Below are 16,655 nucleotides of genomic sequence, written 5' to 3'. Positions count from 1 at the left end.
CTATCGCGTCCTCTTTGACGAACCAACATGGGGCGCTTGCCCCTTTATCCCTCATGCAAAGGAGCGAATGAACGATGAAGGTGTATGACGTCACCGCCCCGATTTACGAGGGCATGCCCGTGTATAAAAACAAACCAGAAAAACAACCGAAACGCACAACGATCACCAACGGCTATGTGACCGAATCGCGCATTGACATGGACGTGCACACCGGCACGCACATTGACGCCCCCCTCCATATGGTCGAAGGCGGGGCGACGTTTGAAACGATTCCATTGAACGACCTCGTCGGCCCGTGCAAGCTGTTCGATTTGACGCATGTCAACGACCGGATCACGAAAGACGACATCGCGCATCTTGACATTCAAGAAGGCGACTTTGTGTTGTTCAAAACGAAAAATTCGTTCGAAGACGCGTTCCATTTCGAGTTTATTTTCGTCGCCGAAGACGCGGCTCGTTATTTGGCCGACAAACAAATCCGCGGCGTCGGCATCGATGCGCTCGGCATCGAACGGGCGCAAGAAGGCCACCCGACTCATAAAACGCTGTTTTCGGCCGGCGTCATCATCATCGAAGGGCTGCGGCTGAAAGACGTCCCCGAAGGACGCTATTTCATGGTCGCCGCCCCGCTCAAACTCGTCGGCACCGACGCCGCTCCGGCGCGCGTCTTGCTGTTTGACCGCGAGCCGTAAAAACAGCCGGTCCCTTGATGGGACCGATTTTTTTCATTCTCATTCAAGAAGACCCCATGTCTATGTGTGAACGGGGCAAGAGGGCGTTCAACGTCCGTTCTCATATCGTTGCTGACCACACATGATTCTTGCTGGACAAAAAATCATACGATTTTTAATGATTGATTCAACACAAACATAAGTATAAAAAGCGTTCTCGAAAGGAGTGAACGCATCGATGGAGAAGGGGAATGTTTCTGCTCAACCATCGCCTATCGTCATGAAAGCGACAAGCAAACTGTCTAGCCGAGGGCAAGTGGTCATTCCTGCTGAAATCAGGAAAACATTAGGCCTTGCTGAAGGCGACGATCTTACGTTTATTGTAAATGAAGATGGGGAAATCAAAGTGGAAGTCACGAAGAAATATCGCTTGTCACAATTAATCGGCATTCTCAAAACCAATCAGCCGTTCCGCCCCGTTGAGGAAATCCGAGATGAAGTATATCGTACGATGGGAGCAAAAGAATTGAAAGACGGAGAGGAAAACTAAGTGGCTCGCAAATATTTGAAACGATTGAACATTCGCCACGATCGTCCAAAGAACTGGTGAAAAGGCGGGGCTTCCCCGCCTCTTTTTACAGCTCTTCCCCGTTCGTGCGAATGACGCGCTGGAACCAATAAAAACTTTTTTTCTTATAGCGCTTCAAATCGCGCAAGTTCTCGTCGTCGCGGTTGACGAAAATGACGCCGTAGCGCTTGCGCATCTCCCCTTGCGAGCTTAATAGATCCGTCGCCCCCCACATCAAATAGCCGATCACCTCGACCCCTTCTTCCATGGCCATCTTCATTTGTTCGATATGGCGGCGCAAATAGTCGATCCGCTCATCATCTTCGACCGTGCCGTCCTCATTCAGCTCCTCCTCAAGCCCGATGCCGTTTTCGGTGATGAAAATCGGCATTTCGTAACGGGCGTACACGTCTTTTAAGGCAATCCGCAAACCGATCGGATCGATCGCCCAGCCCCATTTCGTCTTTGGCAAATAGGGATTCGGTTCAAGCCCTTTGATGATCCGCTCATCCTGTTCCTGATGGCGGACGATTTGGCTTTGATAGTAGCTGAACGACAAAAAGTCGACCGTCTGCGAACGGAGCAACTCCTCATCCCCCGCTTCGAGCGGCAGGCAGATTCCTTTTTTCTCAAGCCGGTTGGTCACATAACGAGGATAGGCGCCGCGGGCGAACACATCAAAGAAGAAATCAATGAACAGCTCTTTCGCCTGCACGTTCGCCAAAGCGTCTTCCGGCCGGCATGTCGCCGGATACGTCGTCAAATACGTCACCATCCCGCCGATCTTCGCCTCGGGAGCGATTTCGCGCAGCGCCTTCACGGCTTTCGCGTGGGCGATGAACACATTATGACAGACGCGGTAGGCAAACGCTTCCGGGTCTTCGTCTTCCGGGCAGATCGCCCCCCATAAATGCGGTTGTTCGAGCACTAAATTTTGTTCGTTGAACGTCAGCCAATAGTTCACTTTCCCGCGGTAACGCTCAAATATGGTGCGCGCGTACCGCTCAAACAAGTCGACGACTTTCCGCGAGGCAAAGCCGTTGTACGTTTTCGCCAACGCCAGCGGCAAATCAAAATGGTACAGCGTAATGACCGGCTCGATGCCGTTCGCTCTCAATTCATCAAACACGGCGTCATAAAACGCCAAGCCCGCTTCATTCGGCTCCCCTTCCCCGTCCGGAAAAATGCGCGTCCAAGCGATGCTCGTCCGGTAGGCGGTAAAGCCGAGCTCCTTGAACAAAGCGATGTCTTCTTTGTAGCGATGGTAAAAATCGACCGCCACTTTCCAGTCGGAATGCCCTTTTGGAATCGGGCGCGCATCAACGATCGACAGCCCTTTGCCGCCTTCGTTCCACGCCCCTTCCGTCTGAAACGACGTCACCGCCCCGCCCCATAAAAAGTTGTCGGGGATGATCGATTTACGCTGTTGTGACATGGAAAGACCCTCCTATCTGTGAACAGACGTGTTTAAGTGATTGAACGCCTTGGAAAATTCACCCTTGGGCATCATCCTCATTATGACATATTTGCTTCTTTTTGAACGCTCTCCCACCTACGCTCACGCTTAGAGGTGGGAGATTCTTGAACACCCGCCCTAAGGCAGGATTGTCAACCAAGCCATCCCCGTGCGTCCCACGGTTTAGTGGTCTTGCCAAAACAGCAAACGAAGCCCTTCCTGCAAAATAGTTCGGGCGGCGTTATGGTCCCGGTCATGTTCGGCTCCGCCGTTTGGGCACATCCACTGACGGATGTCGAGCGATTTCACCTCAACCTGCCGATGCCCGCAACACGAGCACAATTGTCAAGAGGGAGATCGATGGCGAATAACGATTCATCCCCCACTTACGCTCACGCGTGGAAGTGGGGGGCTTCTCGGTTTAGGATGATAAAACTAGACGGGCGGAGGTACGAGCCCGTCTAGACGTTGTGAAAACTGTTTCATGCGCTTTGGAGAGCACCAACGCTCCCAGCAATGGCAATTTTATTGAGACAGTTTTTGCTTAATCAAATAATGGTTCGTAGCCACTTTTCGATACGTGAAGATCATTCCATCATCTCCAGCCGTTGCGAGCAACGCTTCAGATGACAAATCGGCGATTTTCGTTCCTGTTGCCCGGTTATAAATGGCACGGCTGGTGATGATATATTGACGGCTCGCCGCCCGCAGCGGCTCCGGAAATTCAGCGGCCACCAATGCGCCAGGCTGGGCTGGATTGATGCGCGCCTTTCCGTAAAAAATCTCCCCGCCGTTCATAAAAAAGGCATCATCCCCTCCAGGGAAGGACAATAGTTGCGAAACATGCCAATCGGAAAGCCGCACCGCATACAGATCATGATCCGATGTTCCTTCCTGTCCGACATACAATACATTTTGTTTTTCGTCATACCCAATCAACGGATTGATGAATACCTTTGGGATTCGCCATTGTTTTTTCGTCTTCATATCATAAACGGCAATCGATCCCGTCAACGTGCGGCTATTGTCCGTGAAGAAAATTTTCCCGTCCCCGATCGCCAATGAACGCGGAGCAGCGATCAGCGGCACCGTTCCAAGAAACCGCATTGTTTTGGCGTCGTATTTTGATCGACAATGTGCTCGCTTCAATAAATAATAACATCCCCTTTTCCGTGAGCGCATAAATATACCCATTTTGATCATCCATGACCCAATCGAGCACGCGCCCAGGAAGCTGTTGCGTACGCGGTCCGGCCGCTTCCGCTTTAGCGGAAGGAAACACATGGAAAAGACAGATAAACAAGAAGAGACAAAATAAAAAACCTTTCCTAAATGTTGTTCCCATTCCAATCCCCCGTCAAACGATGATTTCTAATTCCTTATACATTCCTTGCGCATAGCATAGCTCAAACAATCGAGCACCGACATTTGACCCTTCCTTATCCATCCTCAATATCCATGATAGCCCACCGTCGATCATCACTTCAAGCTCTTTTTGCCATACGCACCCCATTCGGCTGCATACACCAACCGCCGCCGATCACGAACAGCGGCCATCGCTTTGCTGTCTAATACATTTTCATGCTTTCCATTTTGAACCTCCTTTCCCCCGAACGGTCAAACAAATATAATGAAAACGGAACTCCCAATAGAAACAAGTGGGGTGAGGCAAAGTTGAACATTTTGCTCATTGAAGATGATGTGACGTTGTTTCAAGAAATCAAAGCTCGTTTGGAACAATGGTCGTACGACGTTTGCGGCATCCGCGATTTCGGTCGTGTGATGGAAGAGTTTTCTGCTTGCAAGCCGCACTTGGTGATCATCGACATCCAGCTGCCGAAATTTGACGGGTTCCACTGGTGCCGCCAGATTCGTGCTCATTCGAACGTCCCGATTTTGTTTTTATCATCGCGCGACCACCCGACTGATATGGTCATGTCGATGCAGCTTGGGGCTGATGATTACATCCAAAAGCCGTTTCATTTCGATGTGCTGATCGCCAAAATCCAAGCGCTGCTCCGCCGCGTGTACAACTACAATGCCGGACCCGTTCAGCTGCAAACATGGTGCGGGGCAACGGTCGACTATGAAAAAAGCACAGTCTCAAATGAACACGGAACAGTGGAGCTGACGAAAAACGAGCTGTTGATTTTGAAACATTTATTGGCCAAGAAAAACCAGATCGTTGCTCGGACGGAGCTGATCAAACGGCTATGGGAAGACGAACGGTTTGTCAGCGACAACACGCTGACCGTCAACGTCAACCGCTTGCGGAAAAAACTGGACGAACTCGGTTTGGGCCGCTTCATTGAAACGAAAGTTGGGCAAGGCTATATGGCTACGGAAGAAGGGAGCCACTGATGATCAAAGACTATTTGTGGGAACGAAAAAGCTGGATGGCCCTCTTTCTCTTTCTGGAGCTGTTCATCCTGTTTGTCGCTTATCTGGATCCGACGATTCCGCTCTCCTCCATCCTTTACATCGTCTTTTTAACGACTATCATCTTTGTTGTCTTTGTCATCATCCGTTGGAAAAAAGAAACGGCATTTTATCAACGTTTGCAAGAGTGGGAGCGCGGCCTCGATCCCGTCTCTGCCCTGCGGGCGGCAAGCCCACTGGAGAAGATCGTCGAACGCGTCCTCGCCAGCCAAACGGACCAATGGAAACAGGAACTGAAAGAACACCTCGCCACGTTGGAACAAGAGAAAGATGAACTGTTGTCATGGATTCACGAAATGAGAACGCCGCTGACGGCCATGCGGCTCATCATCGAACGGGTCGGGGACGAAAACACGAAAGCGCAACTCTTGTACGAATGGCTGCGCATTCATCTGCTTCTTGATCAGCAGCTTCATCAACGACGGCTTCCACACATGGAAAACGACTTATATATCGAACAAGTCGAGCTTGAGCCGCTTCTCATCAATGAGATTAAACCGCTGCAATCGTGGTGTATGCAAAAAGGCATCGGCTTTGACATTCAATTGGACGTCCGCTCCGTCCTGAGCGATGCCAAATGGCTTTCTTTTATCATCCGGCAAATCATCACGAATGCGGTGAAATACAGCGAGTCATCTGACATTGTCGTGAAAAGCTTTATGAAAAACGGCCATGTCCGCTTGCAAATTCAAGATTTCGGCTTGGGCATTGATCCAAAGGACTTGCCGCGCATTTTCGAGAAAGGATTCACCTCCACCACCGAACACCAAAATGAAGCGGCGACGGGGATGGGGCTGTATTTGGCGAAAAAAGCCGCCAAACCGCTTCTTCTTGACTTTCATGTCGAATCCACGCCCGGGCGCGGAACGACATTTACGATCATATTTCCGCAAGAAAATGACATCATCCGCACGCACCGCATGTGACGATTTTGTCACACGCGGTTTCGTTTTGTTCGGCCAAACGCAGGAAAAAACCAACCCCATTGCTTATGATAGAAACGAAGGAGGGAAAACGAGATGGTCATATTGGAAGCAACCAACATCCACAAAACGTACGGAACGAAAAAGAACCTACAAGAAGTGCTCAAAGGCATCGATCTGCGTGTGGAGAAGGGGGAATTTCTCACGATCATGGGGCCTTCCGGATCAGGGAAAACGACGCTCCTCAACGTTCTTTCCTCAATCGACCGGGTGAGCGAGGGCGCTATTTTCATCGAAGGAAACAACGTCGTCGCCATGAAAGACCGAGAGCTGGCAGAATTTCGCAAACGCCATGTCGGATTCATCTTTCAAGAGTATCATTTGCTTGACACGCTGACGGTGAAGGAGAACGTCCTTTTGCCTTTATCGATTACGAAAACGCCCAAGCGAGAAGCGGAAAAGAAATTTGCAGAATTGGCGGCTGAACTTGGCATTATTGACATCCAAAACCACTATCCGAGCGAAATTTCTGGTGGGCAAAAACAGCGCGCTGCCGCGGCGCGGGCGTTCATCCATGAACCGAGCATCATTTTTGCCGATGAGCCGACGGGCGCACTCGATTCAAAATCGGCTTCCGATTTATTGCACAAGCTGCAACAACTTAATAAAAAACGGAAGACGACAATCATCATGGTCACCCACGATCCGGTCGCCGCCAGTTTCTCAGGCCGTGTCGTTTTTATCAAAGACGGACAATTGTATACGCAACTGTATAAAGGAACGGAAACGCGTCAGCAATTTTTCCAAGCCATTATGCAAACGCAAGGCGTGCTGGGCGGTGTTCGGCCATGAGCATGAAGCAACTCCTGTTCCGCAACTTGAAACAAAACATCCAACATTATTATTTGTACGTGTTTGCCTTGATGTTTGCTTCCGCCTTGTATTTCGCGTTCGTGACATTGCAGTACGATCCATCGCTTGATGCCATCAAAGGGGGAGTGAAAGGCGCGGCGGCCGTCCGCACAGGCGCGGTGCTTCTTATCGTGATTGTCGCCGTCTTTCTTTTGTACGCCAACGCCCTGTTTATCAAGCGTCGGAGCCATGAGATCGCTCTTTTGCAGTTGATCGGCATGACGAAACGAAACATCTTTTTTATGCTGGCGGCCGAAAACGTCATTCTTTATTACGGCACACTGATCATCGGCATATTGGTGGGATTTGCCGCTTCCAAGCTGTTGATGATGATTTTGTTTAAAATCATCGATATTCCGCTAGCGGCATCTCTTTCCTTTTCTGGCCGAGCATTGGTGCAAACGTTGATTGTGTTCAGCGTGATTGATGTCCTCATGATGGGGGATGAACCACTTGTTTCTCAAAAAACAGACGATTTTATCCTTGTTCCGCACTACATCCACAACCGAAGCAAAACACGTATCCGTATGGAACATGGTCGTGGGGATGGTGGGGATCATCCTCATCGGCAGCGGCTATGGTATATCGACGAAATTGTTTAGCAGCGACTGGAAAAGCGTGCAAGGATTATTCATGGCCATGGCGTTCATTTTAGGAGCGGTCATCATCGGCACTTATTTGTTTTTCAAAGGAACAATCAGCTTTCTGTTCCACCTATGGCGGAAACAAAAAGGTGGCTATTTGTCGATCAACGACGTACTATCGGTATCGTCGCTCATGTTTCGCATGAAATCGAACGCGTTGCTGCTTACGATCATCACGACCGTGTCGGCCATCGCGATCGGGTTGATCTCACTAAGCTATATTTCCTATTATTCAGCCGAGCAATCAGCCAAAAACAACGTCGCCGCCGATTTCGCGTTTACGGACAAAAAAGATGCCGCCCGTTTTACGGCGGCGTTGCGATCTCATGATATTCGCTATCGGGAAACGATTATCGATGTCATCGAAGCACCGACTGATATTTCGATGATTTTGGACATCGCCGACCAAAACCGGCTTCAGTTTCAGCCGTCCGCCGCGCCGTTATCGGTGATCAGCGACATAAGTACGGGCCACGTCGATGTCAAGCCTAATGAAGCATTGCTGACGGGATACCAGGACTTGCTCCGTCAATTCTTGCCGTTTAAAGAAACGGGAACGATTCGCTTAGAAGAAAACGGCCGCATGGTCCCGCTTCATTACCTTGGGATGAAAAAAGACTATTACGTCAACTATCATTTCACGTACGGCATGCCGACTGTCATCGTCGACCAAACGATGTTTGATCGTTTGCAAAAAGAAACCGATCCACAAAAGAAAAAGGTGCATATCGGAATTCATCTGACTGACGAAACAAATATTGAACGGGCTGATCAGTTGTTTCAACGCATGGAGTTTTCCTCCATCGCCGACTCGCGCCTGATGATGAGCCGCCACCAAAAGCAGACGTTCGGATTGATCATGTTTGTCGTCACCTTTTTAGGGCTCGCCTTTTTGGTCACCTCCGGCTGCATCCTTTACTTCAAGCAAATGGGCGCCGGCGAAGAAGAGCGGCCGAATTACACCATTTTGCGCAAACTGGGATTCACCGAAAAAGACTTGCTCGGGGGCATTCGGCGGAAACAGCTGTTCTACTTTGGCATTCCGTTGCTGCTGGGATTGTCTCACAGCTATTTTGCTGTCCGTTCCGGCTGGTTCTTTTTCGGCACCGAACTGTGGACGCCGATGTTGACGGTGATGGCGATTTACACGGTCTGCTATTCGCTGTTTGGCGTGTTGTCCGTTCGTTATTACAAAAAGCTAATTCGCGAGGCGCTTTAAAACGATGCAGCGAGTGAGGGAAGAACCAAAACCGTTCCAACGTTCGCCCACTCGATCAGTGGTCATCCCATTCTGAAGATGCAGTTCCAGTTGACGGAACGAATTTTAGCTTTATCGAACACGAAAAGCCCTTAGAGTAGCGAATGACTCTAAGGGCTTTTTTCTTATTTCAACCATTCCGTATGGAAAATGCCTTCTTTGTCGACGCGTTCGTACGTGTGGGCGCCGAAGTAGTCGCGCTGCGCTTGGATTAAGTTGGCTGGGAGCACCGCGGTGCGGTAGCTGTCGTAATAGGCGAGGGCGCTTGCGAACCCTGGCACCGGAATGCCGCGCATCGCCGCGGTGGCGACGATTTCACGGAGCGCGTCTTGGTAGCGTTCGACAATGTCTTTGAAATACGGATCCAAGAGCAAGTTCGGAAGCGCCGGATCGCGGTCGTACGCCTCTTTGATTTTTTGCAAAAATTGCGCGCGGATAATGCAGCCGCCGCGGAAGATCATGGCGATGTCGCCATAGCGCAAGTTCCAGTTGTATTCCTCAGACGCCGCCTTCATTTGCGCAAATCCTTGGGCGTACGAGCAAATTTTGCTCATATAAAGCGCGCGGCGCACGGCTTCGATGAAGTGGGCGCGGTCGCCTTCAAATGGCTTCACCGCTGGACCTGCCAGCACTTTGCTTGCTTTCACGCGCTCGTCTTTCATCGCCGAGAGGAAGCGGGCGAACACCGATTCGGTGATGATCGGCAGAGGGACGCCTAGATCGAGGGCGTTTTGGCTCGTCCATTTGCCCGTCCCTTTTTGCCCGGCTTTGTCCAAAATGACATCGACAAGCGGCTTGCCTGTTTCTTCATCGATTTTCGTGAAAATGTCAGCGGTGATCTCGATTAAGTAGCTGTTCAGTTCGCCTTTGTTCCAGTCGGCAAACACTTCGTGCAATTCAGCGGCATCCATGCCGAGCACATGTTTGAGCAGGAAGTACGCTTCAGCGATCAGCTGCATGTCGCCGTATTCGATGCCGTTATGCACCATTTTGACATAATGCCCCGCGCCGTCCGGACCGATGTACGTCGTGCACGGCTCGCCATCGACTTTGGCGGCGATGGCTTCAAAAATCGGGCGCACGAGCTCATGCGCTTCTTTTTGCCCGCCCGGCATGATCGCGGGACCTTTCAATGCCCCTTCCTCGCCGCCGGAGACACCCGTGCCGATAAAGTGAATGCCGAGTTCAGCGAGTTCTTTATTGCGGCGCTGCGTATCCTTAAAATACGTATTGCCGCCGTCAATTAAGATATCGCCTTTTCCCAAATGCGGCTTCAGCTGTTCGATCGTCGCGTCCGTCGGCGCTCCGGCTTTGACCATCAGCAAAATTTTCCGCGGTTTTTCCAAGGCGTTGACGAATTCTTCGATGCTGTATGTACCGACAATGTTTTTTCCCTTCGCTTCTTGCAAAAACTCGTCCGTTTTTTCGCGCGAACGGTTGTATACCGCCACTGAATAGCCTTTGCTTTCAATGTTCAACGCCAAGTTTTTCCCCATGACCGCCAGTCCGATGACGCCGATTTGCTGTTTCGCCATTGTCCAACGTCCCTTTCCGTTTTGGTTTGTTCATCAAACAACATACCATACGTTTACGCTTGCCTGCAAGTTTTTCTAAACCGATTTAGGAACCTCTTGTCATATGAAAAGGGGCAGAACGCCCCTCTTGCTCAATACCCGCCATAATGCGGAAACCCATATGGGGAAAACGGATAGTGGCCATCATGCATCCCGTATGGAAAGTGGTGATAGCCGCCGTAGCCTCCGTGCCAATAAGGATAGTAGCCATACGGATAGTGGCCATAGCCGCCATAGTAAGGCGGGTAAAAGCCGCCCATATATGGGCCGAACGGTCGAACCATGGAATGCGCCCCCTCTCATGTGTTGAAGTTCATTTCCATGGTTAGGATATGCGCGGAAGAAAAAACGGTATAGGCAAACACCTATACCGTCTCTTCCTCTTGGATGACCTGAGCCGCGGCTTGGGCAGCGGCCACCTGCTCGCGAATCGCGTCCGCTTCCTCCAAATGGGTAAACAAGACGCGCGGATCCAGCACCGTGAGCAGCCGCTCCGGCAGCGTCGCAATTCCGACGATATACGGTGTGCGCTCCGCGGATACGAGCTGCAGCGGCTTGATGGCTTCCGGTTCAATATCCACAATTTCCTTTGCTTCGTCAACGATAAACGCGACCGACAACCCGTCGACCGCAGCGACGACAAGACGCGTCTGCTCGGTTTCTTCGATCGTCCGCCCGTATAGGAGCTTTCGCATATCGAGCACCGGCACGAGCTCGCCGCGGATGCGCGCGACGCCCGCCATACAGTCCGGCATATGCGGCACGGCGGTCGGCGCCGTCATTTTTTCAATCGAGACGACATACGCGATCGAAACGGCGTACTGTTCCTGCTCGACGCGAAACACCACATATTTGTCCATTCCCCCGCCACCTCTTTCGTGATTCGCATTCTGCTTTTTTTATCGGCTGATTCCGGCCGAATGTTTACCGAATGGTTCAAGAAAAAAGAGCATCCAGCCTTGGGATGCTCATTCGGCATTGGCGACTTCTTCGACAATGGCGATGACCATTTCCGTCAGTTTGACCAACTCTTCAATCGGCATCCGTTCGTTCGTCGTATGGATCTCTTCATAGCCGACAGCGAGGTTGACCGTCGGAATGCCGAAGCCGGCGATGATGTTGGCATCGCTGCCGCCGCCGCTTCGCTCGAGCTTGCACGGCCGGCCGATTTTCGCCGCCGCCCGCTTGGCGACCTCGACGACGTGGTCGCCGTCGCTGAACTTGAAGCCCGGGTACATCACTTCGACCTCGACATCGGCGCGGCCGCCCATTTCCGCGGCCACCGTTTCAAACGCCTCTTTCATTTTCGCCACTTGCGCTTCCATTTTTTCCGGGACGAGCGAGCGGGCTTCGGCTAAAATATCGACGCGGTCGCAGACGATGTTCGTTTGCGTGCCGCCTTCAAAGCGGCCGATGTTGGCCGTTGTTTCCTCGTCGATGCGGCCGAGCGGCATTTTCGCGATCGCCTTCGCCGCAATCGTAATGGCTGACACCCCTCGCTCCGGAGCCACACCGGCATGAGCGGTTTTGCCGTGCACAACCACTTTCAGCTTCGCCTGCGTCGGGGCGGCGACGACGATGTTGCCGACTTTGCCGTCGCTGTCCAAGGCATAGCCGTATTTCGCTTGGATCAGCGACGGATCGAGCGCCTTCGCCCCGACAAGCCCCGACTCTTCTCCGACGGTGATGATAAACTGGATCACGCCGTGCGGGATGTTTTGCTCTTTCAACACCCGAATCGCTTCCAACATCGCCGCCAAGCCCGCTTTATCATCCGCGCCTAAAATCGTCGTCCCGTCGGTGACGACATAGCCGTCTTGAATCGATGGCTTCACGCCTTTGCCCGGCACGACCGTATCCATATGCGACGTGAAATAAATCGGATCCACCCCGTCTTTCGTCGCCGCGAGCGTGCAAATCAAATTGCCGGCGCCGTGCCCGGTTTTCGCGGCGGCATCGTCTTCGATCACCTCAAGGCCGAGCGCTTCAAACTTTTGTTTGAGCACGTTGGCGATTTCCCCTTCATGCTTCGTTTCTGAATCGATTTGCACGAGCTCCAAAAATTCGTCGACAAGACGCTGTTCATTGACCATAACTTTCTTCCTCCTGCTTATGTATTCCACCTTAAGTATACCGAAATGTTCCGCCAAGAGCCAAACCGGACGCCGGAACGATCAAAACGCTGCCAACGTATCAAAACGTGCTTGAGATGCACCGTCTCAGCAAGAGAGCTCCTGCTGCGACCCGAGTTCGACAGTTTTGAGGCCATTTTACTCACATTTCGCACCCTAACAAGGTCAAAACAAAGGATTTTTTATTTAGTTTTTCAGAATAACTTTTTGACCAACACAACGAGCGATGGCAATCCTTTTTTTACCATCGCTAGTCGTTCCGTATCATGTTAGACGTAGATGCTCTCATCCATGCCCAATCCCTGCAGAATCCTTCGCTGATCCGGGTTGAGGGAGCGATCCAGTGCGCGTTGGATGCGTCCATCCGGCAGCTCCAGCAGGATGACGTTCACATATTGAAACAGCTGAAAAATCGCCTGCCCGGTTGGCCGGGTCAGCTTGCGGCCTCCAGCCCCTTTTAACGGGTGTTCCGGTGTGATGAACTGACGCACCCGGCGCTGAAAAACGCGGTAAATCGCCAAGGCCAAGAGAAATAGATAGCCCAATACGGCAACTCGTTCTGGCTTTTTGACATCAATCTCATCCGTGAAAAACGGATCTTTCAAAAACGCGAAGTTCATTTCCACCGAGATTTGCCCTTTATACAGCTTCAAGATCTCTTGGGCATCCATTTGTTGGCCCTTCCATTCCTTCGGAACGGTCGTGACGAGGACAAACCGGGACGCTTTCCGTCTTGCCTGTTCCCATGCCGGTTGGTCGAATTCGACGTTCAGGCGCAAGAGATACAGCGTCTCCGTCTCGGGTTCCACCCCTTTTTTCGGCCGTCCGCGACGTTTTTTCGGACGCACGATCTCTTCGACCGCGGCCTCCACTCGATGAAACCGAGGGCGAAGGGACGCCTTGAGGGACGTCAAGGCTTGTTCGGCGTCTTCGCGGCAGGAGAAGGGGTGGCGCTCCCAACGGACTTGTTCCTCGCGAAGAAGCTCCGCTTCTTTGACCCGCTCTTTTTCGAGCGTTTTTCCTTTGCGCTGGTCGAGCGCGCTCGATTCGACGACGATCAGCCGAACCGGGTGGCCTTCATAGGTCGCGGCCGTTTCCCATACCCGATGCGTGGCGCCGTTTTTCTCCGCTAGGGTAAAGGGTTCGCTCCACGGGATGTGAGGCGAATCGGCCTCCGCGAGCGCCTGTTTCACGATTCGAAGCGACGAAGGGCCTCTGGTGATCAAAAAGGCACGGGCGGCTTTTGTCTGCGCCAAGGTGTCTTTCGTCATCGCGGCGGAATCGGCCACGTAAATCCATTCGTCGTCGATCTTGGCTTGTTTGAACTGTTCGTGGATCCGCGACAGCACCTCAGGATTCCACGCCTTATCCGATAGATTGCCGTCATGCACATCGCCGTAAAACGGGATGCCGTCCTCGTTGCCGACCAGCCCGAAGCCGATCTGTTTTTGCCAACGGTGATGGCGGTTATAGCCATGTGTGATCTGCAAAGCCTCTAATGAGGCCGATTCATACGCTCCGTAAACCGTCTTGTCCGTCGTATCAGCGTGAAAGGCTCGGAGGGAAAGGCCTTCTTTGCGATAAATGTGAATCAAGCAAGTGCTGATGACCTTGTGACCCGAGTTCGACAGTTTTGAGGTCATTTTAGGCAAATGGAAATGACCAAAATGCTGTTATATCAAGGGTTTCGTAATGCGGATCCTAGGAAAAAACGCCGAATTTCATAGGCACACGATTTATTAATTTTTTCTTTTAAAAATAAAGTTTATACGTTATAATATAGGCATGTACATACGACGAGTCACACGCAAAAACAAGGATGGAACAACCGTTGCTTATCTCCAGCTTGCTCACAATGAATGGGATCCAAAGGCCAAATATGCGAAAGCGAAGGTGATTTATTCGTTCGGGCGCGAAGACGAGGTGGATCGCGCCGTCCTGGAACGTCTGGCCAAAAGCATTTCGCGATTCCTTTCTCCTGAGCAGGCTTGGGAAGTCGAAACGTTGACAGGAGAAGCTTCCGATGACTTTCAATTCCAGTCATGCAAACACCTCGGCGGCGTTTGGCTCTTGGATCAGCTCTGGAGACAACTGGGGTTGGGAGAGATTCTCCACTCCTTGTTTACCTCCCGACATCACCAGATTTCGCTGGAACGGCTGATTTTTGCCATGGTGGCCAATCGCGCCCTTCATCCGTCAAGCAAGTTGGCGATGGAGGAGTGGGTGGAGAAAGACGTGTATATCCCTCACCTTCCTCAAGCCGCCAGCCACCAGTTGTACCGGGCGATGGATGAACTGCTGGCCGTGCAGCCGGAATTGGAACGTCAAGTGTTCCATGCCGTGGCCGATTTATTGAATTTGGAAGTCGACTTGATTTACTTCGATACGACTTCGTCGTACTTCGAAGTGGATCCCTCTGAAACACCGGAAGGAGAATCGCTTCGAAAACAAGGATTCTCGAAAGACAAACGCCCAGACTTGGTTCAAATCGTCATTGGGCTGGCTGTCACCCGGGAAGGAATCCCGATTCGCGCTTGGGTATGGCCTGGCAATACCATGGACATGACGGTCATCAAACAGGTGAAACAAGACTTGATTGGCTGGAAGCTTGGACGTGTGATCAGCGTCATGGACCGCGGCTTTTCCTCTGAAGAGAATTTGCGAATCTTGCAACAGGCCGGGGGACACTACATTGTCGGCGAAAAAATGCGATCCGGCAAAGCCGCCGTCGAAGAGGCCTTAAGCCGTCGCGGACGTTATCATGAAGTGGACGAGAATTTGCACATCAAAGAAATCATCGTGGGCGACGGAGAAGCGCGTCAGCGCTATGTTCTCGTGTACAATCCCAGCGAAGCCGAACGCCAACGCAAGGAGCGGGAAACGCTGCTCGAATCGCTGAAAGAGGAGTTAGAAGGGCTTCGCCAACTCCCAAACGAAGCCCATCATAAGGCGACCTGCCGGTTGCGTTCCCATCCGTCCTACGGAAAATACTTGCGCCAGTTGAAGGACGGAACCCTTCGCATCGACAAGCAAGCGGTTCGTGACGCGGAAAAGTACGACGGCAAATATCTCATCCGGACATCCGATGACACCTTGTCTGCCGAAGATGTCGCCATCGGGTATAAGCAGCTGGTGGATATTGAGCAGGCCTTCCGAACATTGAAGTCTACATTGGAATTGCGACCTATGTATCATCGCTTGGAAGACCGCATTCGGGCGCATGTGCTACTCAGTTGGCTTGCTCTCTTGTTAGTTCGGATCGTGGAGATCCGAACCCATGAATCGTGGCCGAAAGTAAGGGATGAATGTGAGCGTCTTATGCTTGGACATTTTTCTTCCAAAAACGGCGACCTTTATCAACGAACCGAACTGACGGCCAAACAGGCTCAATTCTTTGCGGCTCTAGGGCTGGAGCCTCCTCCGAAGATCCTACGCATCCATCCTCGCGCCTAGATACACGCCCAAAGTGTGCCCAAATGTCTCTCGTCCCTTTTGCCTCAAGGGGCGAGAGGCATTTTGTTTGCCTAGTGACTGTCGAACTCGGGTCATAGCGAATGGAATCCGAAGGCCAAATGGGCAAAAGCGAAGGTGATGGATTCGTTTGGACGCGAAGATGAGGCGAATCGCACCGTCTTGGAGCGTCTGGCCAAAATCATGAATCATATCCGAAAATAAGAGACGGGTGGGAGCGTTCTCATGCTTGGACATTTTTCTTCCAAAAACGAAGACCTTTCTCAACGAACCGAACTGACGGCCAAACAGGCTCAACTCTTTGTGGCTCTAGGGTTGGAGCCTCCTCCGAAGATCCTACGCATCCATCCTCGCGCCTAGATACACCTCATATTTCGCAACCTTTGCATAATATACAAAAAACAACCCGGATATGCGCATAAAAATAATTTTTTATACAAAAATTGTAAAATAATTAATTTTTATTCGGTCAAACCTGGCTTATTTCGAATTTTTATTCAGGGTGCGAAATGTGAGATACACGCCCAAAGTGTGCTCAAATGCCTCCCGTCCCTTTTGTATCAAGGGTCGAGAGGCATTTTGTTTGCCTAGTCAATGTCGAACTCGG

13 protein-coding genes and 3 pseudogenes are annotated in these 16,655 nt (G+C 51.5%); 8 read left to right on the top strand and 8 right to left on the bottom strand.

Translation table 11 applies throughout. The features are described from left to right. Positions 1–74: 74 nt before the first annotated feature. The gene (locus tag GC56T3_RS06240; RefSeq protein WP_011231817.1) at positions 75–692 is read left to right on the top strand and encodes a cyclase family protein; all 618 of its coding nucleotides are present in this window, start codon (positions 75–77) and stop codon (positions 690–692) included. Positions 693–909: 217 nt separating this feature from the next. Continuing rightward, complete coding sequence (locus tag GC56T3_RS06235) at positions 910–1,221, top strand: AbrB/MazE/SpoVT family DNA-binding domain-containing protein (RefSeq protein WP_013144818.1); 312 nt, start codon at positions 910–912, stop codon at positions 1,219–1,221. A gap of 85 nt (positions 1,222–1,306) precedes the next feature. On the opposite strand, the gene GC56T3_RS06230 is transcribed toward GC56T3_RS06235, so the two are convergent. The 3 genes from GC56T3_RS06230 to GC56T3_RS06220 form a co-directional block, all read right to left on the bottom strand. After that, positions 1,307–2,674 (bottom strand): glycoside hydrolase family 1 protein, encoded by a 1,368-nt coding sequence (locus tag GC56T3_RS06230; RefSeq protein WP_013144817.1) that lies wholly within the window; start codon positions 2,672–2,674, stop codon positions 1,307–1,309. A 204-nt stretch (positions 2,675–2,878) separates the two neighbouring features. Next, complete coding sequence (locus tag GC56T3_RS06225) at positions 2,879–3,037, bottom strand: zinc ribbon domain-containing protein (protein ID WP_083778759.1); 159 nt, start codon at positions 3,035–3,037, stop codon at positions 2,879–2,881. 183 nt (positions 3,038–3,220) lie between these two features. Next, on the bottom strand, positions 3,221–3,802 hold the full coding sequence (locus tag GC56T3_RS06220) for a hypothetical protein (protein ID WP_013524150.1): 582 nt from the start codon (positions 3,800–3,802) through the stop codon (positions 3,221–3,223). A gap of 567 nt (positions 3,803–4,369) precedes the next feature. Here GC56T3_RS06220 and GC56T3_RS06215 point away from each other — a divergent pair. The 4 genes and pseudogenes from GC56T3_RS06215 (at position 4,370) to GC56T3_RS06200 (ending at position 8,832) form a co-directional block, all read left to right on the top strand. Further along, on the top strand, positions 4,370–5,056 hold the full coding sequence (locus GC56T3_RS06215) for a response regulator transcription factor (RefSeq protein WP_013144816.1): 687 nt from the start codon (positions 4,370–4,372) through the stop codon (positions 5,054–5,056). Further along, complete coding sequence (locus GC56T3_RS06210) at positions 5,056–6,060, top strand: sensor histidine kinase (protein ID WP_013144815.1); 1,005 nt, start codon at positions 5,056–5,058, stop codon at positions 6,058–6,060. The genes GC56T3_RS06215 and GC56T3_RS06210 overlap by 1 nt, the downstream gene beginning before the upstream one ends. 93 nt (positions 6,061–6,153) lie before the next feature. Continuing rightward, positions 6,154–6,909 carry an ABC transporter ATP-binding protein gene (locus tag GC56T3_RS06205; RefSeq protein ID WP_013144814.1) on the top strand — a complete coding sequence of 252 codons (756 nt, stop codon included), beginning with the start codon at positions 6,154–6,156 and terminating at the stop codon, positions 6,907–6,909. Further along, positions 6,906–8,832 (top strand): annotated as a pseudogene (locus GC56T3_RS06200) (FtsX-like permease family protein). Before GC56T3_RS06205 ends, GC56T3_RS06200 begins: the two are co-directional and overlap by 4 nt. A 164-nt stretch (positions 8,833–8,996) precedes the next feature. On the opposite strand, the gene gndA reads toward GC56T3_RS06200, so the two are convergent. The 5 genes and pseudogenes from gndA to GC56T3_RS06175 form a co-directional block, all read right to left on the bottom strand. Further along, positions 8,997–10,406 (bottom strand): NADP-dependent phosphogluconate dehydrogenase, encoded by a 1,410-nt coding sequence (gene gndA / locus GC56T3_RS06195; protein ID WP_013144813.1) that lies wholly within the window; start codon positions 10,404–10,406, stop codon positions 8,997–8,999. 131 nt (positions 10,407–10,537) lie between these two features. Next, positions 10,538–10,729, bottom strand: a complete 192-nt coding sequence (locus GC56T3_RS06190) for a hypothetical protein (RefSeq protein ID WP_013144812.1) — start codon at positions 10,727–10,729, stop codon at positions 10,538–10,540. 81 nt (positions 10,730–10,810) lie between these two features. Next, complete coding sequence (locus GC56T3_RS06185) at positions 10,811–11,305, bottom strand: chemotaxis protein CheW (protein WP_013144811.1); 495 nt, start codon at positions 11,303–11,305, stop codon at positions 10,811–10,813. 108 nt (positions 11,306–11,413) lie between these two features. Beyond that, positions 11,414–12,538 carry a tripeptidase T gene (locus tag GC56T3_RS06180; protein WP_013144810.1) on the bottom strand — a complete coding sequence of 375 codons (1,125 nt, stop codon included), beginning with the start codon at positions 12,536–12,538 and terminating at the stop codon, positions 11,414–11,416. 308 nt (positions 12,539–12,846) lie between these two features. Beyond that, positions 12,847–14,196 (bottom strand): annotated as a pseudogene (locus tag GC56T3_RS06175) (IS1634 family transposase); the annotation flags it as partial. Positions 14,197–14,362: 166 nt separating this feature from the next. Here GC56T3_RS06175 and GC56T3_RS06170 point away from each other — a divergent pair. Beyond that, entirely contained in the window at positions 14,363–16,030 is a 1,668-nt protein-coding gene (locus GC56T3_RS06170) for an IS1634 family transposase (RefSeq protein WP_041468296.1), read from the top strand. A 194-nt stretch (positions 16,031–16,224) separates the two neighbouring features. Beyond that, positions 16,225–16,408, top strand: a pseudogene (locus tag GC56T3_RS20280) (transposase); the annotation flags it as partial. Between the last annotated feature and the right edge of the window lie 247 nt (positions 16,409–16,655).

It is taken from the genome of Geobacillus sp. C56-T3, assembly GCF_000092445.1.
GTDB classification, from domain to species: Bacteria; Bacillota; Bacilli; order Bacillales; family Anoxybacillaceae; genus Geobacillus; species Geobacillus thermoleovorans.
Note: the sequence above shows the minus strand (reverse complement) of the source record. Positions and strands in the feature narration are given on the sequence as shown.